The organism is Stenotrophomonas sp. PvP093, from assembly GCF_017876915.1.
In the GTDB taxonomy this organism is placed as follows: domain Bacteria; phylum Pseudomonadota; class Gammaproteobacteria; order Xanthomonadales; family Xanthomonadaceae; genus Stenotrophomonas; species Stenotrophomonas muris.
Genome location: NZ_JAGIOX010000004.1, coordinates 909,118 through 931,318 on the forward strand (window position 1 = coordinate 909,118; position 22,201 = coordinate 931,318).

Annotated in this window: 15 protein-coding genes; 13 read left to right on the plus strand and 2 right to left on the minus strand. The window is 66.3% G+C overall.

Going from position 1 to position 22,201, the window contains the following annotated elements; genetic code table 11:
* Nucleotides 1-226 precede the first annotated feature (226 nt).
* The 7 genes from J3A72_RS06830 (at nucleotide 227) to J3A72_RS06860 (ending at nucleotide 11,792) form a co-directional block, all read left to right on the plus strand.
* Entirely contained in the window at nucleotides 227-1,291 is a 1,065-nt protein-coding gene (locus tag J3A72_RS06830) for a hypothetical protein (protein ID WP_075076006.1), read from the plus strand.
* Between the two features lie 449 nt (nucleotides 1,292-1,740).
* Nucleotides 1,741-2,238, plus strand: a complete 498-nt coding sequence (locus J3A72_RS06835) for a CS1 type fimbrial major subunit (protein ID WP_046432313.1) — start codon at nucleotides 1,741-1,743, stop codon at nucleotides 2,236-2,238.
* Between the two features lie 60 nt (nucleotides 2,239-2,298).
* Complete coding sequence (locus J3A72_RS06840) at nucleotides 2,299-5,028, plus strand: TcfC E-set like domain-containing protein (protein ID WP_075076005.1); 2,730 nt, start codon at nucleotides 2,299-2,301, stop codon at nucleotides 5,026-5,028.
* On the plus strand, nucleotides 5,025-6,158 hold the full coding sequence (locus J3A72_RS06845) for a CfaE/CblD family pilus tip adhesin (protein WP_075076004.1): 1,134 nt from the start codon (nucleotides 5,025-5,027) through the stop codon (nucleotides 6,156-6,158). Before J3A72_RS06840 ends, J3A72_RS06845 begins: the two co-directional genes overlap by 4 nt.
* A gap of 17 nt (nucleotides 6,159-6,175) precedes the next feature.
* The gene (locus J3A72_RS06850; RefSeq protein WP_075076003.1) at nucleotides 6,176-6,883 is read left to right on the plus strand and encodes a pilus assembly protein; all 708 of its coding nucleotides are present in this window, start codon (nucleotides 6,176-6,178) and stop codon (nucleotides 6,881-6,883) included.
* A 61-nt stretch (nucleotides 6,884-6,944) separates the two neighbouring features.
* Nucleotides 6,945-10,976 carry an ESPR-type extended signal peptide-containing protein gene (locus tag J3A72_RS06855; protein WP_075076002.1) on the plus strand — a complete coding sequence of 1,344 codons (4,032 nt, stop codon included), beginning with the start codon at nucleotides 6,945-6,947 and terminating at the stop codon, nucleotides 10,974-10,976.
* Nucleotides 10,977-11,045: 69 nt separating this feature from the next.
* Nucleotides 11,046-11,792: a hypothetical protein gene (locus J3A72_RS06860; protein WP_075076029.1), complete on the plus strand. Its 747-nt coding sequence runs from the start codon at nucleotides 11,046-11,048 to the stop codon at nucleotides 11,790-11,792.
* A gap of 357 nt (nucleotides 11,793-12,149) precedes the next feature.
* Here the strand turns inward: J3A72_RS06860 and J3A72_RS06865 are convergent, their stop codons facing one another.
* The gene (locus J3A72_RS06865) at nucleotides 12,150-12,794 is read right to left on the minus strand and encodes a hypothetical protein (RefSeq protein ID WP_014648262.1); all 645 of its coding nucleotides are present in this window, start codon (nucleotides 12,792-12,794) and stop codon (nucleotides 12,150-12,152) included.
* A 429-nt stretch (nucleotides 12,795-13,223) separates the two neighbouring features.
* Entirely contained in the window at nucleotides 13,224-15,647 is a 2,424-nt protein-coding gene (locus J3A72_RS06870; protein ID WP_075076001.1) for a penicillin-binding protein 1A, read from the minus strand.
* 219 nt (nucleotides 15,648-15,866) lie between these two features.
* Here J3A72_RS06870 and J3A72_RS06875 point away from each other — a divergent pair, with 219 nt between their 5' ends.
* From J3A72_RS06875 to J3A72_RS06900, 6 genes are all read left to right on the plus strand, one after another.
* The gene (locus J3A72_RS06875; protein ID WP_345776746.1) at nucleotides 15,867-16,931 is read left to right on the plus strand and encodes a pilus assembly protein PilM; all 1,065 of its coding nucleotides are present in this window, start codon (nucleotides 15,867-15,869) and stop codon (nucleotides 16,929-16,931) included.
* Nucleotides 16,931-17,803, plus strand: coding sequence for a PilN domain-containing protein (locus J3A72_RS06880; protein ID WP_075075999.1), 873 nt, complete (start codon nucleotides 16,931-16,933; stop codon nucleotides 17,801-17,803). The genes J3A72_RS06875 and J3A72_RS06880 overlap by 1 nt, the downstream gene beginning before the upstream one ends.
* Nucleotides 17,800-18,456 carry a type 4a pilus biogenesis protein PilO gene (gene pilO / locus J3A72_RS06885; protein ID WP_005418916.1) on the plus strand — a complete coding sequence of 219 codons (657 nt, stop codon included), beginning with the start codon at nucleotides 17,800-17,802 and terminating at the stop codon, nucleotides 18,454-18,456. Before J3A72_RS06880 ends, pilO begins: the two co-directional genes overlap by 4 nt.
* Complete coding sequence (locus J3A72_RS06890) at nucleotides 18,456-18,989, plus strand: pilus assembly protein PilP (protein ID WP_005418914.1); 534 nt, start codon at nucleotides 18,456-18,458, stop codon at nucleotides 18,987-18,989. The genes pilO and J3A72_RS06890 overlap by 1 nt, the downstream gene beginning before the upstream one ends.
* Before the next feature lie 21 nt (nucleotides 18,990-19,010).
* Complete coding sequence (locus J3A72_RS06895; RefSeq protein WP_075075998.1) at nucleotides 19,011-20,981, plus strand: type IV pilus secretin PilQ family protein; 1,971 nt, start codon at nucleotides 19,011-19,013, stop codon at nucleotides 20,979-20,981.
* A gap of 186 nt (nucleotides 20,982-21,167) precedes the next feature.
* Nucleotides 21,168-22,193: a MoxR family ATPase gene (locus tag J3A72_RS06900; protein WP_014648255.1), complete on the plus strand. Its 1,026-nt coding sequence runs from the start codon at nucleotides 21,168-21,170 to the stop codon at nucleotides 22,191-22,193.
* Nucleotides 22,194-22,201 lie beyond the last annotated feature (8 nt).

Below are 22,201 nucleotides of genomic sequence, written 5' to 3' on the forward strand. Positions count from 1 at the left end.
ACGCATGGCGTGGATCCACTTGTTCCCGCCCTTGGTTGGCACGCTCCCCATCCACGCGTGGCATGGATTTACCGCGTTCCCGCCTTGGTAGGTGCCAACCTTGGTTGGCACGCTCTTCAACGCGCCAAGACCGCGTGATCCAGGGGTCTCATCAGCTTCACAAGCGCTCGCGCAGCCTCAGGACGCCAGCTGCATTCGCAGCACCTGAAATGGAGCGTCCATCCCGATGAGTACCCGATTCGACCCACCCGAGCGCGGCCCGCTCGGCGCTGACGTCGCCGCTGTCGTCACTGCCCCCATCGTTCCGCCCGCCAGCGAAAGCGCGGTGTCGTGGGGAGCCATCTTCGCTGGCGCCGCCGCCGCCGCTGCGCTCTCTCTCATCCTGCTGATCCTCGGCGTGGGCCTGGGGTTGTCGTCGGTGTCGCCCTGGTCGTTCGAAGGCGTCAGCAAGGAAACCTTCGGCTGGTCCAGCATCGCCTGGCTCACCTTCACCGCGCTGGCCGCTTCCGGCCTGGGTGGCTATCTGGCGGGTCGCCTGCGCACCAAGTGGACGCAGATCCACGGCGACGAAACCTACTTCCGCGACACCGCGCACGGCTTCGTGTCGTGGGCGGTGGCCACGCTGCTGACCGCGGGCCTGCTGACGTCGGCCATCGGTGGCGTGCTGGGTGCGGGCGCAAAGGTGGCCGGCGCCACTGCCGGTGCCGCTGCGTCCACCGTCGGCGTGGCTGCTGCCGGTGCCAGCGGCGCTGTGGCGGCTGCACCGGAAGGCGACCTCGACTATTGGGTGGATGCGCTGTTCCGCAGCACGACCCACGCAGGGCCGGCCGATCCCGCAGCGCCGCCGCCGGGCGCACCGATGGACCCGGATGCCGCGCCACCGCCGGCAGCGGGCGCCGGTCCGCGCGACGCGCGCATGGCCCCGCCGCCGCGACCGGCGCCGGGCAACGGTCCGATCGGCGATCGCCGCGAAGTGCGTGCCGAAGTGAACCGCATCATCGTCAACAGCCTGCAGGGGGAAGGCCTGGATCCGGCCGATACCCAGTACCTGTCACAGCTGATCGCGCGCGATGCCGGGATGAGCCCGGCTGAAGCGCAGGCCCGCGTGACCGATGTGCAGACGCGCATGCGTGCAGCGCTGGAGAAGGCCAGGAATACCGCCAAGCAGGCTGCCGACGATGCGCGGAAGGCGACCGCCTACGCCGCATTGTGGCTCTTCATCACCCTGCTGATCGGCGCGTTCTTCGCCAGCCTCAGCGCCACCTGGGGCGGCCGCCGCCGCGACCTGTAATCCACCCTTCCATGCAAGGAGACCTGCCATGAAGATGATTCTGCTCTGGTTGCTGGGCGTGCCGATTCCGCTGCTGATCCTGTACGCGATCTTCTTCTGATCGCGCACCACCGCGCCGTGTCATCAGGCCGCCGAAAGGCGGCCTGATGCCATCCCGCAGGCGTGGATGCCCCACTATAGAGTCGAGCAATGCTCGACTCTACAAAGGCAAAGCAATGAGGTTTGTTGCATTGAGCCGATGAGGAAAATTGCATAACCCTCAAACATTGAACACCTTCAAAAATTCTCCTTAACGTTCAACGATTTAGGAATGCTTGAATGGCCTGCATGGCAATGGATTTCTAACATTCTCTCCGTCGCCCGCACCCATCCCCGCGGGCGGCGCTTCCCTCCCTTTTCTCCTTGGGGAGGGGAGCTTTCAAATTCCCCCTTGTCCGAGAGAGACAACCATGCACGCCATTATCAAGAAGGCCGCGCTCGCTGCAGCGCTGGCTACTGCTTCGCTGTCCGCGCACGCGCTGGAAACCAAGATCACCGTCTACGCCGACGTCGACCCGACCCTGGCGCTGCTGCGCGACGATGGCACCCCGCTGCCGGACACCGTGCAGCTGACCCACGATCCGCTGCGTGGCCTGCTGCCGTCGACGCAGCAGGTGCGCATCCATTCCAATGACGAAACCGCGGACATCGAGGTGCGCCTCGGCCACGATCCGGTGCTGCTCAATGGCGCCACGCGCGTGCCGCTGGCCGTCAGCCTGAACACCGACGCGCTGACCACCGCGGTCACCGAGTTCAAGGCGGCTGACCTGTTCAACGGCGCCAGCTCGACGCCGGGTGCCTCCATCTCGATGCCCCTGACCATCGCCCAGGCGGGTGCCGGTGGCCCGCTTACGGTCAACGGCCGCTACGAAGGCATGGTCTACATCGTCATGAACCAGAAGCCCTGATCCACGGCTTCCCGCGCCGGCCCGCACTCCGGGCCGGCCGCTACTCCAGCGGTACCCTCCATGACCCCACATGCCCCCGCCGTTACACGGTTGGCGGTCGCGCTCGCCCTGGCACTGGCTGCTCCCTCGGTAGCGGCCCACGGCGTCCCCGCCGGCTTCGAGGATCTGGTCGAAGGCCAGACCGAACAACTCGACATCCAGCTGTTCGGCCGCTCGGCCGGGCTGTCGCCGGTACGCGTGACCCTGGAACACGTGCAGCTGGAAGACCCCGCGCGCGTGCTGCAGGCGCTGGCCCTGCCTGCCGAAGCACAGGCTGCGTTGCTACCGGGGCTGTCGCAGCCGTTGCCGCGCAACAGCCACCTGGCCTGCCGTTTTGGTGGCGCCACGGCGGGGTGCGGCTATCTGGACCCGCCCGAAGAGCCCACCGCGGCGCGCGCGCTGTACGACGAAGGCGAGGGCGCGGTGCGCCTGTTCGTGGCGCGTCAGTGGATTCCCGGCGAGCCGGCAGCGGAGCGTTACCACACGGTCACGGCCAACGCCGAGAACGCCTTCCTGCACCAGCAGACGCTTAATGTGAGCGGTGGTCGCGATTATCAGGCACTGTCCGCGCGCGGCGTGGGCACGCTGGGCCTGTTTGATCGCGGCCACCTGTCCGCCGACTGGTACTACACCCAGCAGCGCTACCGCAGCCGTGGCAGCAACGACGACTTCCAGTTCGACAACGTCTATTACCGCCATGACCTGGGCCAGGCGCATTACCTGCAGGCCGGGCGCATGGACCGCCGCAACCTGTCCAGCCCGCAGGGCGGCACCTTCAGTTTCAGCATGCTGCCGCTGGACCGTTTCCAGGGCGCGCGCGTGGGCACCACCCAGGCCTACGTGGACACCGACGCCGCCGTGCAGGCGACGCCGCTGACCGTGCTGCTGGCGCGCGATGCCCGCGTCGATGTCTTCGACGGCGAGCGCCTGCTGCAGACCTTCTACCTGCAGGCCGGCATCAACCAGATCGACACCCGCAATTTCCCCTTCGGCAACTACCTGGTGCGCATGCGCATCTACGAGGACGGTGTGCTGGTGCGCACCGAGGAGGCGCCGTTCGACAAAGGCGGCGACTGGACCAACAGCCAGTGGCAGTGGTTCGTGCAGGGTGGCCGTCGCAACGAGCGCCGTAGCGACCGTTTCGATGGAGAAAGCGTGGCAATGGCCGGCGTGCGCGTGCCGCTGGGCCGCGATGCCGCACTTACCGCGGGTGCCGCCAACCTCGGCGGCCACAGCTACGGCGAGCTGCGCCTGGACCTGCGCCGCGTGCTGGCCACCCAGGAAATGCGCGCCTCGCTCAGCGGCATGCGTGGAAGCGATGGCAGCAATGGCCAGCAGCACCAGCTGTCATACCGGCGCAAGGCGTCGTGGAATCTTTACCAGCAGCGCATGCGCGGCAAGGCCTGCCAGTTCGAGGCCGATGCACGCGACCAGCTGGGCTGCACCAACTCACTCAGCGGCTCGGTATCGCTGCCGCTGGCCGGCGGCAACGTCTACGTGGGCTACACCCGGCGCCAGACCTGGCGCACCGGCTGGCATCGGCCCGGATTCGAGCAGGACCCGTTGTTCGGGCTGGATCCCTTGCTGCCGCCCGGTCCGCTGGAGCCGCGCCGCGAGCCCGTGCTCAGCCGGACCTGGCAGGCCAGCTTCAGCCGCAGCCATCGCTGGCAGGACTTCAGCGTGTCCACGCGCGTGGGGCTATGGCAGCAGCGCAGCACCGACAGCGTGCGCGGCAGCAACGAGCGTGACCGTGGCATCTACTTCAACCTCAGCCTGACCCGCCTGCAGCGCAGCCATGACAGCAGTGGCCAGCGCCGCTATGCGGTGGACGTGCGCCAGCCGCAGCATCAGCGCCCGGCCATCGACTACAGCGTGGGCCAGAGCCTGCGCCAGGACCGGGACACGCACTATCGGGAGCTGAACGCCGAACTGCGCGCCAACAACAACGATCGCTACAGCGCATCGCTGAGTGGCCAGCTGCAGAACGGCACCGGCAACACAACCGCCAGCATCGCGCACTATCAGCAGCGCGGGCGTGGTGAGACCGGCTACAGCGGCAGCCACAGCTCTGGCTTCGCACTGGGTCGTCGTGGCCTCTACTGGAGCGGTGCCAACGGCGCCGAGGCCGGCCTGGCCGTGCAGGTGGACGGTTTCGACGATGCCGACCTGCATGGCGTGGCCGCAGAATTGCAGGTGGGCGGGCTGCGCCGACAGCGTCTGCAGATCGGCGAGCGCCGGCTGCTGCCGCTGCAGGCCTATCAGTCGCAGCGCGCCGAAGTGCAGGACGCCAGCACGCTGGACAGCATCGCCGCGATCCGCGTGACCGGCGTGGGCGGAGCACGGCCGATGTTCCTCACCCCCGGCAAGCTGATGCGCATGCCAGTGCCGATCGAAGTGACCTACACCTTCATTGGCAATGCCAAGGACCTTGCGGGGTCGCCGCTGGGCGGCGCCCGCATCCTCAACGCGCCGGTGCCCGGCACCAGCGCCAACGGCAGCTTCGTTGCCGATTTCCCGCGCCGCGAAACAACGCTGTACCTGCTGCAGGACGACCGCCTGCTGCACTGCCCGTTGCAGGTGCGCGAGCGCCGCCAGGTGGTGCTGCTGGTCGGCGCCGTGCACTGCGAGCCGCTGGCCGTGGCCCAGCTGCCCCCCGAGATCCGCCAGCAGGCCCGCGTGACCCGCCTGCTGCAGGAACGCGCGTTGATCGCCGCCACGCCCCAGACCGCTGCTGCAGGAGGTACGCCATGAGCCGGCGTTGGATGTGTGTGTTGATGCTGGTGTGTGCGCTGGTGCTGGTGATGCCACGGGCGTGGGCGCAATGGCCGCCGGAGACGCATCCGACGGACCAGAGCCGGGACATCGTGCTGAGCTGGGATCGCTCGGCGGTGCCGGGTGATGTGGAGCTGTGGGCGCCGCGGACGGTGCTGGGGTTCAGTCATGACCTGGCGTTCAAGTATGGGCAGATCCATGTGGTTTGTGGGTCTGCTTCTGATAGTGAGTTTGGGAAATGTGCCGTAGATGGTGAGCCGGGACAGTCGCTTGGCATCAGTAACGTTGCCCTGCTGTTCGTAGAACAGAGAACCGGCCTGCGTACTGAGCTTCGAGCGGAGGGGTATCTGCAGAGGATCATGTCGGACTGGATCTGCGCCAGTGACTACTGGGACACGTCTAGAAGACATCTGAATGCGTCCTTCTGGTTCGAGTGCGGCTCGGGTGAGCCAGCGGGTACCGGGGCGAACCTTGAGGTTCCAGCTGCAGAACTCTCCAGACTCGTCGCAGGCCACTGGAAGGCCACGATGCGCCTGAACATCAAGGCCGATCCCGCCGCAGCACCCGTCGCCACGGCGACCTTCAACTTCGACTTCACCGTCACCGACTACGACGCGATCTCGATCTACTTTCCCGGCTTCGATGGCATCGCGCCGCTGGTCAACATGGACCTGCGCTACGACCCCATCCGCAAGATGGTCGGCGGCTACAAGGAAGTGGACATGTGCCTGTACGACGGCGTGGGTTCGCAGAGCGAGTTCCTCGGCGTCACCGTGCGCGACAGCGGGCCACGGGCCCCGCCCGGACGGGACTTCGCAGTCTGGCACGGGGATGGCGGCAGCGATGACACCCAGCGCCTGGACTACCAGGTCGGCCTGAAATACGGCGGAAACCTGCTGGCCATGAAACACGGCGAGGAACAGCTGCTGCGCGGCATCGACAGCGCGCAGCTGCGCCTGGTGATGCTGCCGGGCATCAATCAACCCGTGTACTGCGTGCCCACGCCGCTGGTGCTGGAAACGCCGCCTACCCCCATCGCCAGCAAGCGGCCCGGTCTTTACGACGGCGAGCTGACGGTAGAGCTGCGCGTGCCGACCGCCAAACCCTGATCCCACGGAGCCTCATCATGAAGAAGCTGCTGTTCTGTCTGCTGCCGTTGAGCGCGCTGCTGGCGCCGCCGGTACATGCCAACCTCTCGATCCATCCGATGCGCGCGGCCGTCGATGGCAAGCGCGGTACGCAGATCCGCGTCTACTCGCACTCCACCCAGCCGCAGTACGTGCAGGCACGCCTGTTGCGCATCGCGAATCCTGCGCAGGTTGGCGAGGAAGAGGTGGAAATGGAGGCGGCCGACGCCGCGGTCGCCATCACCCCTGGGAAGTTCGCACTCAGTGGCGGAGGCAATCGCCTGATCCGGGTCATTCCACTGCGCAGCGTGGAGAAGGAAGTGGCCTACCGCGTCTACTTCGAGGGCGTCAGGGGACCGGACGGGACCCTGCTCGAGGGTGACGAGCAGGCGGCACAGGCCAACGTCGGTGTCAGCCTGGTCTGGGGCGCGCTGGTGAACGTGCTGCCCGCCAACGGCAGCGTGGATCTGCAACTGCAGGGCGACACCCTGCGCAACGTGGGGACCTTGCGGGTCGGCATCACCGGACTGGCCGAGTGCAGCGCCAGTGGTGCCTGCACGACCCACGACTTTGCCAAAAGCCTGTACCCGGACGCGGAGCTGAAGCTGCCGTTCCAGCCTCAGCCGGGCAACACCGTGCAGCTGCATTACCGCCTGTCCAAGGACGGCTACCGCGAGCACGTAACCACCCTGGCGCCGAGCGCCTGAACGTTCTGGCCCCGCGCTATTCGCGGGGCCTCATTTTCGATGTCCTGTTAAGGGAGAGAGCATGAATCGCATCTATCGTCGTATCTGGAGTGCCGCCAAGCAGTGCTGGGTGGTTGGAAGTGAGTTGAGCAGTCCGCGCGGCAAGTCCGCTGGAGGCAGGGCACTATTGCTGGTGGCGGCACTGGTGGGCCTCCCTGCCGCAGCGCACGAGCACTCGGAGGAAGTGGCTGAGGGCGAGCGTGAAGGGACCGACTCCACTCAACTCCTGTTGCCCTCTCCGTGGCGCTTTTCGTCATTTTCGAACCAGGTAAATGCGGGTTACACCCAGCTGGCTCTGGTAAATGACAGCCAGTATCGGAATGCCACGATCAGCGGTGATATGCAGATGATCCTGGGGTCACGGTCGAGCATCAGTGGCTGGGGATCGGTGGTCTACGGCACCGAATCATCGTTGTCGGGGCTGGGAAGTGTGCTTGTGGGGAATTCATCCATTGCACGCGGCGACAGGAACGTCGTCGTTGGATATGGATCTGAGGCCAAGAGCGGATACGCGACAGTCGTAGGCGCCAGCTCGATCGCATCAGGAATTGGTGCAACCGCACTGGGGCATGACGCCAGGGCATACGCGAGCAACTCCATTGCAGTGGGCAGCGGTGCCAGGACCGTGGAGAGTTCCGCAGGTGTTTCCCGTATTGCTATTGGCGGGAACGCCTTCGCTGGAACGGCGGGGTACTCCGGTGCCATCGCGTTGGGAGGGAACGCACGTGCCGAGTACAGTGGAGTTGCGCTGGGGCATCATGCCAAGGCGAGCGCCCATGGCTCGATAGCCATCGGAGCATATTCCGAGGCAACGGAAAGCAATTCGGTGTCCGTTGGCAGCTCATCGACGAAGCGGCGAGTGACCAATGTGGACGATGCGCGATTGAACGCCAGCAGCACGGATGCCGTTACCGGAAAGCAGCTCCATGCTACCAATAGCAATGTAGCGGCCGCGCGGTCCGTCGCCGATTCCGCCAAGACCAATGCCGACAGCGCGCTGGCAAAAGCCAATGTGATTTCCGGCCTTCTGAGCCAGACATCGGCCTCGGGGAACGTCCGCCTCGGCGCAAGCAACAGTGGCACCGTACTGGATGTACGCAACAGCGCAAACGCCAGCCGTAAGATCACGGGCGTCGCAGACGCCACGCTGAGTACGACCAGCACGGAGGCTGTGTCTGGCAAGCAGCTGAATGCCACCAACACCAATGTAACGGCCGCACGGTCCGTCGCCGACTCCGCCAAGACCAATGCCGACAGTGCGCTGGCAAAGGCCAATACGCTCTCCGGCCTTCTGAGCCAGACGTCTGCTTCGGGAAATATCCGTATAGGCGCAAGCAACAGCGGCACCGCACTGGACGTCCGCAACAGTGCCAGCGCCAATCGCAAGATCACGGGCGTGGCGGATGCCACGCTGAGCACGACCAGCACGGATGCTGTGTCAGGCAAGCAGTTGAATGCCACCAACACCAAGCTGGCAGATGCACAGCGCGTCGCAGACGCGGCAGCCGCGCGCCTGAGCGCATCCGCCCCGGCCATCGGGCTGGCGGCAGAGGCGGAGGGAAGCGGAAGCACCGCCAGCGTAGCAATGGGGCGCTCGGCGAAGGCCTACAACACCAACAGCATCGCAGTTGGTGCAGATGCTAGGGCCAGTGTCGACGCCAACGGCGACAAGAGCGCTGCCACCGGTGCAGTTGCTCTCGGTGCTGCAACGCGCAGTGGCAACGGCGCGGTGGCGGCAGGCCTGCGTGCTTCGGCAGTGGGTGATCGCGCCGTGGCCGTAGGCAATGATGCGACCGCCGCGGCGACCCATGCCGCCGCGCTGGGCTACAAGGCAAATGCGAGCGGCAACCAGGCCGTCGCCATTGGCCGGGAGGCCGCCGCATCGGGTTTGTATTCGACGGCGCTTGGCAATCTTGCAAAGGCAGGAGCCGAAAGTGCCATTGCGTTGGGCGACCGCGCCCTGGCATCGCACACGGGAAGTGTCGCTCTGGGCAACGCCTCGCAGACCACCGGCATCAATCAGGTCTCGGTCGGCAGCTCCAGTATCAAGCGCAAGATCGTCAACCTTGCGGATGGCGCTGTCAGCAGCAGCAGTACCGAGGCCATTACGGGCAAGCAGTTGAATGAAACAAATGGCCGGGTAACGACTGCACAGAATGCCGCCAACGGCGCGCAGACCACCGCCAATGCCGCACAGGTTGATGCCAGCAAGGCCTTGTCTGAAGCCACCGTTCTGGGTGGGCTGGTCGGGCAGGTTTCGGCCACGGGGATTGTCCGCCTGGGTGAAAAGAACAGCGGCACCGTAGTGGATGTGCGCAATAGCGCAAATGCGAACCGTAAGCTGACCGGCGTGGCCGATGGCGTGGTCAGCGCCAGCAGCTACGAGGTCGTCAACGGCAGGCAGCTCAATGCCACCAATGAGAAGGTGGGGGCTGTGGAAGGCATGGCCACCTCTGCGGCTGCGGACGCGACCCTGGCAAAAGCGGATGCGGCCAAGGCGCTGGCCGAAACAGCGGTTCTGGGCGGGTTGGTGGCGCAGGTATCCGCCTCTGGCGATGTGCGTTTGGGAGAGAAGAACAGCGGTACGACCCTGAATGTGCGTAATAGTGCAAATGCCAACCGGAAGATCAGTGGTGTGGCGGATGGAGCCTTGAGTGCCGGTAGTGCCGAGGCTGTGTCAGGGAGGCAGCTGTACTCGAGTAATGCTCGGATCGCAGCCCTGGAAGATACAACTCAGTTTCTGAGCATTGGCACGGCGCCTGCTAGCGAGCGTGCCGAGGCGGGGCCGGTAGGAGTCGCTGTAGGTAACTCAGCCAAGACCGGCAACGATGGGGGAACAGCAGTGGGTACACATGCGAAGGCACTCGGCAGAAACTCCGTGGCCATTGGCCGTGCGTCAGTTGTGCATGAGGATTCTGATAGTGGATTTGCACTAGGTGCTGGAGCGGAGGTTGGCATTGCGGGAAGCGGCGCACGGGGAGGTGTTGCAATCGGTGCTGGAGCAAAGGTGGGTGAAGGAGCGGATGGTTCACTGGCACTCGGCGAAGGCTCTCAGGCGAATGAGGCCGGAGTGGCTTCCTTTGGAAGTGCGACTACTTATCGTCGTCTGGTGAACATCGCCCGAGGCACCGCCGACCACAACGCCACCACCGTCTCTCAGCTCAAGGAGTCCCTCGCCACGCTCGGCGGAGGCGCAGGCATGGATGCCAACGGCAACATCATTGCCCCTATTTATTCAGTGCAGAGCGGAACGCAGAACACTGTCGAGGATGCGCTGATGGCGCTCGACGGCGCAGTCGTCAGCACCACCTCGCGCGTGAACCAGGTCGAATCACAGCTCCGCTCCGTGTTCCAGGAAACTCCCTCGGTGCGTGCAGACGGCACCCACCAGCTCACCCTGGCTGGTGCCAACGGCATGGTCATTTCCAACGTGGCCAACGGCCTGATCGCGGCCGGCAGCCGCGATGCGGTCAACGGTGGCCAGCTGCATTCGATGCAGCAGCAGATCAACGGCCGCATGGATGGGCTGGAGCAGCGCATCGACGGTCAGCCGCAGGCCCGCGCCATGGCGGCAGCATCCACGCCTTCGCCGTTCACCGAAGACATCGCGCCGGCACCGGAAACCAGCGGCTCGCCGCAGATCGCCTCGACCGGTGAAGGTGACAAGCCCACGCCGCAGCCGAAGCCGAAGCAGGACGACACGCCCAAGCCGCAGGTCGACACCGCCGACCTGGAAAAGATGCTGGCCCGGGCCAACGAGTACACCGATGGTGCGATCAGCACCTTCGAGCGCCGCCTGGACAAGATGGACAAGCGCTTCAACCGCATGGCGGCAATGAGCAGCGCACAGAGTGCGATGGCGATGAATACCGCCGGCCTGGCCACCTACAACCGCCTGGGTGCGGGCGTGGGTTACAGCGAGGGTGAGTCGGCGATGGCGGTGGGCTACCAGCGCGTGCTGAACGAGAAGGGTTCGGCCACCTTCAGCCTCAATGGTGCGTTCACCAACAGCGGTGAGCGCAGCATGGGCGTCGGCGTGGGCATCGGCTGGTAAGCCGTGCAGCCCCGGCGTGGTGCGCGTAATGAACCCCGCCGCGCCGGGGTCCTTGCCGAGGAGATGGCAATGTATCGATGGGTAAGCCGATTCATCAGCTACCGCACGTTCTATCTGTGGCGGGCGCGTTTTTACTACTACACCCGCAATCTGGATCGCTGGGTGCAGTTCACCTTGTTGTGCCTGGTGGGCATGGTGCTGGTGCTCTGGTACCACTGGCGGGTGGCGAGCGTGCCGCCACCGCGCGTGCATCCGGAGGCCGCCGCGCTGCGCGTGGAGAACATCACCCAGGAAGCGATCCACCGCATCGTGCTGGTGCGGCATGGTGGCCCGACACCGGGCGAGCCGTTCACCACGCCGGAAGACGTCCGCGCGGGAACGCTGCGCACACTGCGGGTGCGACAACTGCTGGACAGTGAGAGGGTGTGGCAGCTGAAAGCCCACATGCTGGCCGACATGGCGGCGTACATCGAAGCCACGGGCAGCTGCTTCCCCTTCCCATGCTGGCAGGTGAGCCACCGGCTGGAGCTCATGCGTGCGGCGGAGGCGGAGAACGCGGCCATCAACCGGGGGCTGGAGCCGGTGCTGGAGGTGCCGTTGGACAGGATGCCCAACCTCAACGGCGGTGAGCGCGCGCGGATACAGACGGCGTGGTCGGACCCGTTCGGCGATGTCTACAACCAGACCTGGTTGCTGGGCGATCTGCAGAACATGCATGCGCGGATGATGATGGCGTATCCGCAGCGGGTGGGAGCACCGTGGCTGATGCGCCTGCTTGGCGATGAGACGGAGGAGCAGCACCATGATGTCTGGTAGGGCAGCGCGCCTTCTGTAGAGCCGAGCCATGCTCGGCTGCTCTTGGGCCAGGTGTCCGCATGCCTGATGCACAGTGCGGACCAACGGTCCGCACCTACCAGAAGAAGGAAGCAGGCAGCGCGCCTTCTGTAGAGCCGAGCCATGCTCGGCTGCTCTTGGGCCAGGTGTCCGCATGCCCGATGCATCGTGCGGACCAACGGTCCGCACCCACCAGAAGAAGTAAGCCGGCAGCGCGCCTACTGTAGAGCCGAGCCATGCTCGGCTGCTCTTGGGCCAGGTGTCCGCACGCCTGATGCACGGTGCGGGCCAACGGTCCGCACCCACCAAGGCCGGAACCACCCAAGGTCGGCGCAACCGTCACCCCCCGATATACGCGGTGATCTCCGCCTCGGCCAGCAGCTGCCGCAACTGTGCGACAGACGCGCGTCGCATCGGCTTCTCATCCACCGGCGACAAGGGCGCCTGGCGCAGGGCGTCATACGGCAGCACGGCCAGGTCGAAGGTCAGCTCTTCGGCGCTGAACACCCACACCGGCACGTCCAGGCTCCGTTCGCGGTCCATCCGCAGTCGGCGCGTCCGCGATTCGGCGGGAATGCCGTGCTCGTCCAGGAAGCGGTGCACGGCTTCCGGGTCGTCACTGTGCAGGTGCAGCTGTACGGGGCTGTTGGCATCGGCGGTGCCCTCCAGCACCGGGCCGGCCAGGCGCGGTGCGAAGCCGTGCAGGAACTCCAGCGCACGCAACGCGGCTTCGCGGCGGCGCTGCAGTTCGTTGCCGTGCTGGGGGCCGGAGAACAGCCGCTGGTACTCGCGCAGGGCGTCTTCGATCTCGGTGTTGCGGGGCAGGGAGGCATCGTCGTGGATGCCGAGCCGGCTGGCGGCCTTCAACTTGGCCTGGTGGTAGTCGCGGATGCCGCCTTCGGCCATCAGGCGGGCGGCTTCGTGGGCGAGGCGATGGCGCCGCTCGCGGGTCTGGCTGGCAGCATGCTGACGGGCGCGATGCATGCGATGACTCCTGTTGCGACCTGGCTACAGACTAGCGCAAGGATGTGACATCCGCGTGGGTATGGCGGAGGCAACCGCTCTGGTAGGTGCCGACCTTGGTCGGCACGGGGCGCCAACCAAGGTTGGCCTCTACCGGAGCCGCATCGGTACCAACCAACGGTTGGCAGCCACCAACGCCTTGGTAGGTGCCGACCTTGGTCGGCACGGGGCGCCAACCAAGGTTGGTCTCTACCGGAGCCGCATCGGTGCCAACCAAGGTTGGCCTCTACCGGAGCCGCATCGGTGCCAACCAAGGTTGGCCTCTACCAGAGCCGCATCGGTGCCAACCAAGGTTGGCCTCTACCGGAGCCGCATCGGTGCCAACCAAGGTTGGCCTCTACCAGAGCCGCATCGGTATCAACCCATGGTTGGCACCCACCCGACCATTCCTCAGAAGATGTCGAACGCGGCGGCGTCGGCCTGCGGCGTATTGAGGTTCAGGTCGTAGTCGGTCAGGCGGTCCATGTCTTCCACCTTCACCCACTCGGTCGCGCCGTTGAGGGTGGCCTGGACCATGCCGCTGGGCGGGTCGTTCTGCGCGATCGGGGTGTCCTTCAGCGCGGTGCGCATGTAGTCGATCCAGATCGGCAGGGCGGCCTTGCCACCGTATTCGCGGTAGCCCAGCGAGCGGAAGTCGTCGCGGCCCACCCACACGGTGGTCACGTACGGGCCACCGAAGCCGGAGAACCAGGCGTCGCGGTGGTCGTTGGTGGAGCCGGTCTTGCCGCCCACGTCCTCGCGGCCGAGCACCTTGGCCTGGACGCCGGTACCGCGCTGGACCACGTCGCGCATCATCGATACCAGCTGGTAGGCGGTGCGGGCGTCGATCGCGCGCGGGGCTGTGCGGGCATCCGGGTTGGCCGGTGCCGCCGGGGTTTCGACCTTGGCTTCGGCCTTGGCTGCGGCGGCCGGGTCCACCTTCGGGGCCGGAGCGCCGAAGTTGAAGCCGTCCACCACCTGGTTGACCGGCTGGTCGCTGCTGCCGGCGCAGTCGCGGCAGGCCAGCGCCGGGTTTTCCTTGAACACCAGGCTGCCGTCGCGGTCATTGACCTGGTCGATCAGCCAGGTGTCCACGCGCGAGCCGCCGTTGGCGAACACGGCGTAGCCGCGCGCCACCGACAGCGGGGTCAGCGAGGCGGTGCCCAGCGACATCGACAGGTTCGGCGGCAGCTCCGATTCGGCAAAGCCAAACTCGCTGATGTACTTGCGTGCGTAGTCCACGCCCATGCCATCGAGCAGGCGCACCGACACCAGGTTGCGTGACTGCACCAGCGCTTCGCGCAGACGCATCGGGCCGCGGAAGCCGCCGCCGTCGTTCTGCGGGGCCCAGGTCTTGCCGCGGCGGTCGCGGAACACGACCGGGGCGTCGAGCACGATCGAGGCCGGGTTGTAGCCCTTGTCGAAGGCGGCTGCGTAGACGAACGGCTTGAAGCTCGAACCCGGCTGGCGACGGGCCTGGGTGGCGCGGTTGAACTTGTTGCCGGAGAAGCTGAAGCCACCCACCAGCGCCTTCAGCGCGCCGCTGTGGGCATCCAGCGAGACCAGCGCGGACTGGCCGCGCGGGATCTGGTCCAGCAGCCACTCACCTTCCTTGGCACCGGCGCGCACGCGCACGATGTCGCCGCGCTGCACCAGCTTGCCCGGGGTCTTGTTGGTCCACTTGGCGGCCCCGGCCGGCAGCACGATCTCGCTGCGGTTGGCCAGCACCACGGTGGCGCTGCCGTCGGCGCCGGTGCCGGCGACGATCGCCGGCAGCAGGCCGGCCTGGCCGTACATGCCGCGCAGGTGCTCGGCCAGGGCGGCGGCGTCTTCGCCGGCACCCACCTGCACCTGCTTCTCCACGCCGTGCCAGCCGTGGCGGTGGTCGTACAGCAGCAGGCCGTCGCGCACCGACTGGTTCGCGGCGGTCTGCAGGGTGGAGTCGATGGTAGTGGTGACGTGATAGCCCTTGTTGACCACGTCGCCGCCGAAGCGGGCGATCATCTCCTGGCGCACCAGCTCGGCCACGTACGGGGCATCGACCTGCACCGGCGGCTCATGCGCGGTGGCGTGCATCGGCACGGCCTTGGCCGCGTCGGCCTCGGCCTGGCTGACGAACTTCAGGTCGGCCATGCGCTGCAGCACGTAGTTGTCGCGGCGCTGGCGGGCACGTTCCGGGTTGGAGATCGGATTGCCCGACGAGGGGAACTTGGGGATGCCGGCCAGCGAGGCCATCTCGTCCAGGTCCAGCTCGTTCAGCTTCTTGCCGTAATAGAACTCGGCGGCAGCGGCCACGCCGTAGGCACGGTTGCCGAAGAAACTCTTGTTCAGGTACAGCTCGAAGATCTCGTCCTTGCTCAGCTCGGACTCGATCTTCCGCGCCAGCAGGATCTCGGCCAGCTTGCGGGTGTAGCTGTACTCGGAGCTGAGGAAGAACTGGCGGGCCACCTGCTGGGTGATGGTGGAGCCACCCGGCACGCGCTTGTCGCTGGTGGTGGCCAGCAGCCAGACCGCCCGGCCGATGCCCATGTAGTCCACGCCGCCGTGCTCGTAGAAGCGGGCGTCCTCGGTGGCCAGGAAGGCCTGCTTCAGCTTCTCCGGCACGTCCTTCATGGTGATCGGGGTCCGCCGGGTCTCGCCGAACACCGCCATCAGCTTGCCATCGGCAGCATAGACGTACATCGGCTCCTGCATTTCCACGTCGCGCAGGGTCTGCACGTCGGGAAGCTTGGAGGAAACGGCATAGTACAGACCGCCCACGGCGGCCGCGCCGATCAGCGCCAGGACCAGGACAATCAGGAAGATCCAGCGCAGCCAGCGGCGGAGTCGAGTCATCGGGTTCAGATTCCGATTGCGAATTTCGTGGTCGCAGAGTATAGATTACGCAAGGTGCCGGCTGGGGTCGGCACCGGGGAGCGCAAGGGGAACAGTCAGGGGCTGCATGGTGAATCCGTGAAGGAATTCACAGCAGGGCCGTTGCCATTTGCTAAGAATACGTTATTAATGCTTGGGCGCAGGTCTTGCGTCCAAGTGCCCGTCGGCAGGGGAGAAACCGTGGGGCTCATCCCAAAAAGTCAGTCGCCGCTCGTAGGCGTCGACATCAGTTCGACTGCGGTAAAGCTTTTGCAGCTGTCCCGCAGCGGCAATCGTTTCCGCGTGGAACATTACGCTGTGGAACCTCTGCCGCCGAATGCGGTGGTGGAGAAGAACATCGTTGAAGTGGAGGCCGTGGGTGAGGCCATCCGTCGGGCGATGAACCGTTCAGGCAGCAAGGTCAAATTGGCCGCTGCCGCTGCCGCCGTCGCGGGGTCGGCAGTGATCACCAAGGTGATCCCGATGCCGGCCGATCTCGACGAAAACGACATGGAAGCCCAGATCGAGCTGGAAGCGGTCAACTACATTCCGTATCCGATCGAGGAAGTGAACCTGGACTTCGAGGTGATCGGGTCGATCCCGAACAACCCGGAGATGGTCCAGGTGCTGCTGGCCGCGTCGCGTTCGGAGAATGTCGAGCTGCGCCAGTCGGCGCTGGAACTCGGTGGCCTGCAGGCCAAGGTGATGGACGTGGAGGCCTTCGCGGTCGAGAACGCCTACGCCCTGGTCGCCAGCGAGCTGCCGGTATCCATCGACGGCGTGGTCGCGCTGGTCGATATCGGCGCCACCATGACCACCCTCAATGTCCTGCGCGGCGGCCGCAGCCTCTACAGCCGCGAGCAGGTGTTCGGTGGCAAGCAGCTGACCGATGAGATCATGCGCCGCTACGGGCTGAGCTACGAGGAAGCCGGGCTGGCCAAGCGCCAGGGCGGCCTGCCGGAAAGCTACGAGATGGAAGTGCTGGAGCCGTTCAAGGAAGCCACGGTCCAGCAGATCAGCCGCCTGCTGCAGTTCTTCTACGCAGGCAGCGAGTTCAACCGCGTCGATCACATCGTGCTGGCCGGCGGCTGCGCCGTGCTCGGTGGCCTGCCGGAGATGGTCGAGGAACAGCTGGGCGTGCCGACCGTGGTCGCCAACCCGCTGGCGCAGATGACCCTGGGGCCGAAGGTGAACGCGCATGCGTTGGCCCAGGATGCCCCCGCGCTGATGATCGCGACCGGTCTGGCGCTGAGGAGCTTTGACTGATGGCACGCATCAATCTATTGCCCTGGCGCGCCGAGCGGCGCAAGCAACGCCAGCGCGAGTTCTACGCAATGCTGGGCATGGCCGCCGTCGGTGGCCTGCTGCTGTCGCTGATGATCTGGTTCTACTACGACCGTCAGGTGAGCGGCCAGATGGACCGCAATGCCTATCTGGAAGCCGAGATCGAGAAGGTCAAGGAACAGAACAAGGAGATCGATCGCCTCGACGCGCAGAAGGAACGCCTGCTGGCCCGCAAGAAGGTGATCGAGGAACTGCAGGCCAAGCGCTCGCAGATGGTCCACCTGTTCGACGCGCTGGTGCGCACCATCCCCGACGGTGTGGTGCTGACCGCGCTGAAGCAGGAGGGTGATGTGCTGACGCTGGAAGGCCGCACCCAGTCCAACGCCCGCGTTTCGGCCTACATGCGCAACCTGGAGACCTCCGGCTGGATGACCAACCCGGAGCTGTCGATCATCGAAGCGCGCGACCCGGAGAAGGACAAGGACGGCAAGGCCGGCCCGCTGGCCGACATCAAGGCGCTGCCCTACGTGTTCGTGGTCAAGGTGAAACTGCCGGCACAGAGCGAAGAGGTGTCGGCGACGCCGGGCCTGAACGCCGATGGCTCGGTGGCGACGGCTGCCCCGGCACCGGTGGCACCGTTGGCCGCAGGTCCGGATGCCGCGACGCCTGCGGCTCCGGCAGCGGGCCAGCCGGCAGCGGCTCCCGCCGCACCGGCTGCTGCACCGTCGGCCGCTCCGGCCAAGCCGAACCAACCGGCCGCTCCGGCCCCGGCACCTGCCCCGAAGCCTGAGGGCAGCCGCCTGGCGCAGCCGCCGCAGGCCTTCAATGCGCTGCTGCAGGGGGACCGCGCATGAGCCAGAAGATCGACATCAAGAACCTGGATTTCAACGACATCGGCAACTGGCCGCAGAAGGCCAAGATCGTCTTCTGCTCGTTGCTGGCGCTGGTCATCATGTTCGTGGCGTGGATGCTGCTGATCAGCGGCAAGCGCGAAGAACTGGCCGGCCTGGAATCGAAGGAAGTCGAGCTGCGCACCGAGTTCACCAAGCAGCAGGAACGCGCGGTGAACCTGGGGCCGCTGAAGCAGCAGTTGGCGCAGATGGAGCAGGTGCTGCAGCAGATGCTGCGGCAGCTGCCGAGCAAGACCGAAATGCCCGACCTGATCATCGACATCTCGCAGACCGCGCTGTCCAGCGGCCTGACCAACGAGCTGTTCGAGCCGGAGCAGGAGCAGATCAAGGAGTTCTACGCCGAGAAGCCGATCAAGCTGCGCATGGTGGGCAGTTACCACCAGTTCGGCGCGTTCGTCAGTGGCGTGGCCTCGCTGCCGCGGGTGGTGATCCTGACCATGCATGACATCAACCTCAAGCCCAAGGAAAAGACCGGCGGCAACGTCCGCAGCGGTGCACTGGAACTGTCCGGTACGGTCAAGACCTACCGCTACCTGGACGAGACCGAGGTGCAGGCGCAGCAGGCGGCCGACGCTGGCAAGGAGGGCAAGAAGTGATGCGCGCGCAGACCGTACGTGGTGCGATGGTGCTGGCTGTGCTGCTGCTGGCTGGTTGCGGCCGTGGCGTGACCAGCACGCCCGGTGACGCACCGAACCTTGAGAAGTGGGTGGAAGGCGAGCGCGCGCGACCGGCGCAACCGCTGGAGCCGCTGCCGGTGATGCAGCAGTTCGAGACCTTCGAATACTCCGCGCAGGGCATGCGCGATCCGTTCACCGATGCCTGGACCAATCCGCAGCAGGGGAATGGCGGATTGCGACCGGACCCGAACCGACGCAAGGAGCCGCTGGAAGGCTTCCCGCTGGATGCGCTGGACATGGTCGGCACCATCGGTACCGGCGCAGGTACCGTGGCGCTGGTGATGGGGCCGGACAAGGTCACCTACCGGGTTCGCCCGGGCGGTTACCTGGGGCAGAGCGACGGGCGGGTCACGGCGGTCTTCGAAGACCGCGTGGAGCTGATCGAACTGGTGCCGGATGGCGCGGGTGGCTGGCTGGAACGGCCGGCAACGCTCTCGCTTGAAGATCAATGATCGTTTACTGGGGATAGCACGATGACCTTTCACCAAGCCAAGGGGCTGCGTCCCATCCGGCGCTCTACCTTGAACCGTGTCAGCGCGCTGGGAGTCGCGCTGATGCTGGCCTGCGCTCCGGCGCTGGCTGCCGCACCGGCGGAAAAGCCGGTGGGCGCCACCGTGGCACCGGCCGCCGCGCCGGCGGGCCTGTCGGTGGCCAAGATCGATTTCAAGCGTGGCGATGACGGCGCCGGGCGCCTGATCGTGCAGTTCGACGGGCAGGGCGCGATCCCTGACCTGCGCACGCAGGGCAACAGCGTGGTGGTCGACGTCGGCAATGCCCGACTGCCGGCCAACCTGCAGAAGCCGATGAACGTCACCGACTTCGCCACGCCGGTACAGCGCATCGACGCCAAGCCGTCGGGCGCCGGCACCCAGCTGGTGCTGAGCACCGGTGGCGCGGTGGAGTCGCTGGCCTACCAGAGCGGCAACGAATACGTGGTCGAGATCAGCCCGCGCCAGGCCCAGGCCGCCGTGGGTGCGGTCACCGCCGGCAGCGTCACCCAGGCGGCCAAGGCCGTCGGCCAGCGCGGCTTCACCGGCAAGCCGGTGACCTTCAACTTCCAGGACGTGCCGGTGCGCACCGTGCTGCAGTTGATCGCCGAGGAGTCCAACCTGAACGTGGTGGCGTCCGACTCGGTGCAGGGCAACGTGACCCTGCGCCTGGTCAATGTGCCGTGGGACCAGGCGCTGGACATCGTCCTGCGCGCCAAGGGCCTGGACAAGCGTCGCGACGGCAGCGTGATCTGGGTGGCGCCGCAGGCCGAACTGGCCAAGTTCGAGCAGGAAAAGGAAGACGCGCGCATCGCCATCGAGAACCGCGAAGACCTGCAGACCGACTACATCCAGATCAACTACCACAGCGCCACGCAGATCTTCAAAGCGCTGACCGAGGCCAAGGGCATCGGCGGCAGCGGTGGTGGTGGCAGTGGTGGTGGTTCGGGCAGCTCCTCGCAGGAAGACAGTGGCTTCCTGTCCTCGCGCGGCCGCATCGTGGCCGACGAGCGCACCAACACGCTGATGATCAGCGACATCCCGAAGAAGATCGCGCGCATGCGCGAGCTGATCAACGTGATCGACCGCCCGGTCGACCAGGTGCTGATCGAAAGCCGCATCGTCATCGCTACCGACACCTTCGCCCGCGAGCTGGGCGCGAAGTTCGGTGTCAGCGGCAGCCGCGACAACGTGTACTTCAGCGGTAGCCTGGATGCCAATGCGAAGACCCGTGAGTCGCAGGTTGCGACCGACCTGGCCAATGCCAAGGCCGAGCGTGACTGGGTAGCCGGTGGCCGGGTCGGCCCGCCGCCGGTGAAGTCCGGCTCGGCGATCACCCGTGGCCTGAACTGGAACCTGCCGGTGGCTGCCGCCAGCAACCCGGGTTCGCTGGCACTGTCCATCCTCAATGCCGGTTACCTGCTGGACGTGGAGCTGTCGGCCATGCAGCAGGAGTCGCGAGGCGAGGTGATCTCCAACCCGCGCGTGGTCACCACCAACCAGCGCGAAGCGATGATCAAGCAGGGCAAGGAAATCGGCTACGTCACCATCAGCGGTGGTACCGCTGGCGGCGTGGCGACCCCGAACGTCCAGTTCAAGGAAGTGGTGCTGGAGCTGAAGGTCACCCCGACCATCACCAACGACAACCGCGTGTTCCTCAACATGCAGGTGAAGAAGGACGAAGTCGACCAGCTGATCCAGCTGGAGGGCTACGGCACCGTGCCGTCGATCAACCGACGCGAAGTCAACACCGCGGTGCTGGTCGAGGATGGGCAGACCGTGGTGATCGGTGGCGTCTACGAGTTCACCGATCGCAACAGCATCAGCAAGGTGCCGTTCCTGGGCGACGTGCCGTTCCTGGGCAACCTGTTCAAGAAGCGCGGTCGCAACAAGGACAAGGCCGAGCTGCTGGTGTTCGTCACCCCGAAGGTGCTGCGCGTGGCCAAGCAGAACTGAGCCGTCGCACCGGAGTCTTCGAAGAAGGGCCGCCCCGTGCGGCCCTTCTCCGTTTGGGCTGGCGGCATGCACTAAGCAGATCCATGCCCAGCGTGGACGGCTGTTCAGCGGTTCTTGATGCCAATCGCAGGGCACCCTGCGATGATGTCGGGAACCCGTGCCGTCCTGCGCCGGTCAAAGGCCCCCATGAACCTGCCACCGCCGATGCCCGAAACCGTCTCGCCGCCGCCCGCGCCGGCCACCTCCCGCCTGCATGCGGCGTTCACCCAGCTGCGCGACGCGCTGTCGGCCGAGATCGTCGGCCAGGCGGCACTGGTCGAACGCCTGCTGATTGCATTGTTGGCCGACGGCCATCTGCTGGTGGAGGGCGCGCCGGGCCTGGCCAAGACCACGGCGATCCGTGCACTGGCCTCGCGCCTGGAAGCAGACTTTGCCCGCGTGCAGTTCACCCCCGACCTGCTGCCGGCCGACCTCACCGGCACCGAGATCTGGCGCCCGCAGGAGGGCCGCTTCGAGTTCGTGCCCGGCCCGATCTTCCACCCGATCCTGCTGGCCGACGAGATCAACCGGGCACCGGCCAAGGTGCAGTCGGCGCTGCTGGAGGCCATGGGCGAGCGCCAGGTCACGGTTGGCCGCCATACCTATGCGCTGCCGCCGCTGTTCCTGGTGATGGCCACGCAGAACCCGATCGAGCAGGAGGGCACCTTCCCGCTGCCGGAAGCGCAGCTGGACCGTTTCCTGATGCATGTGCGCATCGGTTACCCGGACCAGGCCGCCGAATCGGAAATCCTGCGGCTGGCCCGTGAGCGTGCCCGTGGTGCATTGGGCGAGGCTGCGCCGGCGCCGGACAAGATGCCGATGCAGGACGTGTTCGACGCCCGCCGCGAAGTGCTGGACCTGCACATGGCACCGGCACTTGAGCGCTACCTGATCGAACTGGTGCTGGCCTCGCGCGATCCCGCGCGCTACGACGCCGGCCTCGGCCGCCGCATCGCCTGGGGGGCAAGCCCGCGCGGTTCCATCGCACTGGAGCGCTGTGCCCGTGCGCGGGCGTGGCTGGCCGGCCGTGACTTCGTCACGCCCGACGACGTGCGTGCAGTCGCCGCCGACGTGCTGCGCCATCGCGTGCTGCCCAGCTATGAAGCCACCGCCGAGGGCTGGGACGGCGAGCGCCTGGTGCAGGAGCTGCTGGCCCGGGTGCCGGCACCCTGAGCCTGCGC

What these genes read in the sequence shown, in the direction of transcription:
- J3A72_RS06830 (WP_075076006.1), top strand. Translation starts at nt 227, where the DNA reads ATGAGTACCCGATTCGACCCACCCGAGCGCGGCCCGCTCGGCGCTGAC.
- J3A72_RS06860 (WP_075076029.1), top strand. Translation starts at nt 11,046, where the DNA reads ATGTATCGATGGGTAAGCCGATTCATCAGCTACCGCACGTTCTATCTG.
- J3A72_RS06895 (WP_075075998.1), top strand. Translation starts at nt 19,011, where the DNA reads ATGACCTTTCACCAAGCCAAGGGGCTGCGTCCCATCCGGCGCTCTACC.
- J3A72_RS06835 (WP_046432313.1), top strand. Translation starts at nt 1,741, where the DNA reads ATGCACGCCATTATCAAGAAGGCCGCGCTCGCTGCAGCGCTGGCTACT.
- pilO (WP_005418916.1), top strand. Translation starts at nt 17,800, where the DNA reads ATGAGCCAGAAGATCGACATCAAGAACCTGGATTTCAACGACATCGGC.
- J3A72_RS06880 (WP_075075999.1), top strand. Translation starts at nt 16,931, where the DNA reads ATGGCACGCATCAATCTATTGCCCTGGCGCGCCGAGCGGCGCAAGCAA.
- J3A72_RS06865 (WP_014648262.1), bottom strand. Translation starts at nt 12,794, where the DNA reads ATGCATCGCGCCCGTCAGCATGCTGCCAGCCAGACCCGCGAGCGGCGC.
- J3A72_RS06890 (WP_005418914.1), top strand. Translation starts at nt 18,456, where the DNA reads ATGCGCGCGCAGACCGTACGTGGTGCGATGGTGCTGGCTGTGCTGCTG.
- J3A72_RS06870 (WP_075076001.1), bottom strand. Translation starts at nt 15,647, where the DNA reads ATGACTCGACTCCGCCGCTGGCTGCGCTGGATCTTCCTGATTGTCCTG.
- J3A72_RS06840 (WP_075076005.1), top strand. Translation starts at nt 2,299, where the DNA reads ATGACCCCACATGCCCCCGCCGTTACACGGTTGGCGGTCGCGCTCGCC.
- J3A72_RS06845 (WP_075076004.1), top strand. Translation starts at nt 5,025, where the DNA reads ATGAGCCGGCGTTGGATGTGTGTGTTGATGCTGGTGTGTGCGCTGGTG.
- J3A72_RS06850 (WP_075076003.1), top strand. Translation starts at nt 6,176, where the DNA reads ATGAAGAAGCTGCTGTTCTGTCTGCTGCCGTTGAGCGCGCTGCTGGCG.
- J3A72_RS06900 (WP_014648255.1), top strand. Translation starts at nt 21,168, where the DNA reads ATGAACCTGCCACCGCCGATGCCCGAAACCGTCTCGCCGCCGCCCGCG.
- J3A72_RS06855 (WP_075076002.1), top strand. Translation starts at nt 6,945, where the DNA reads ATGAATCGCATCTATCGTCGTATCTGGAGTGCCGCCAAGCAGTGCTGG.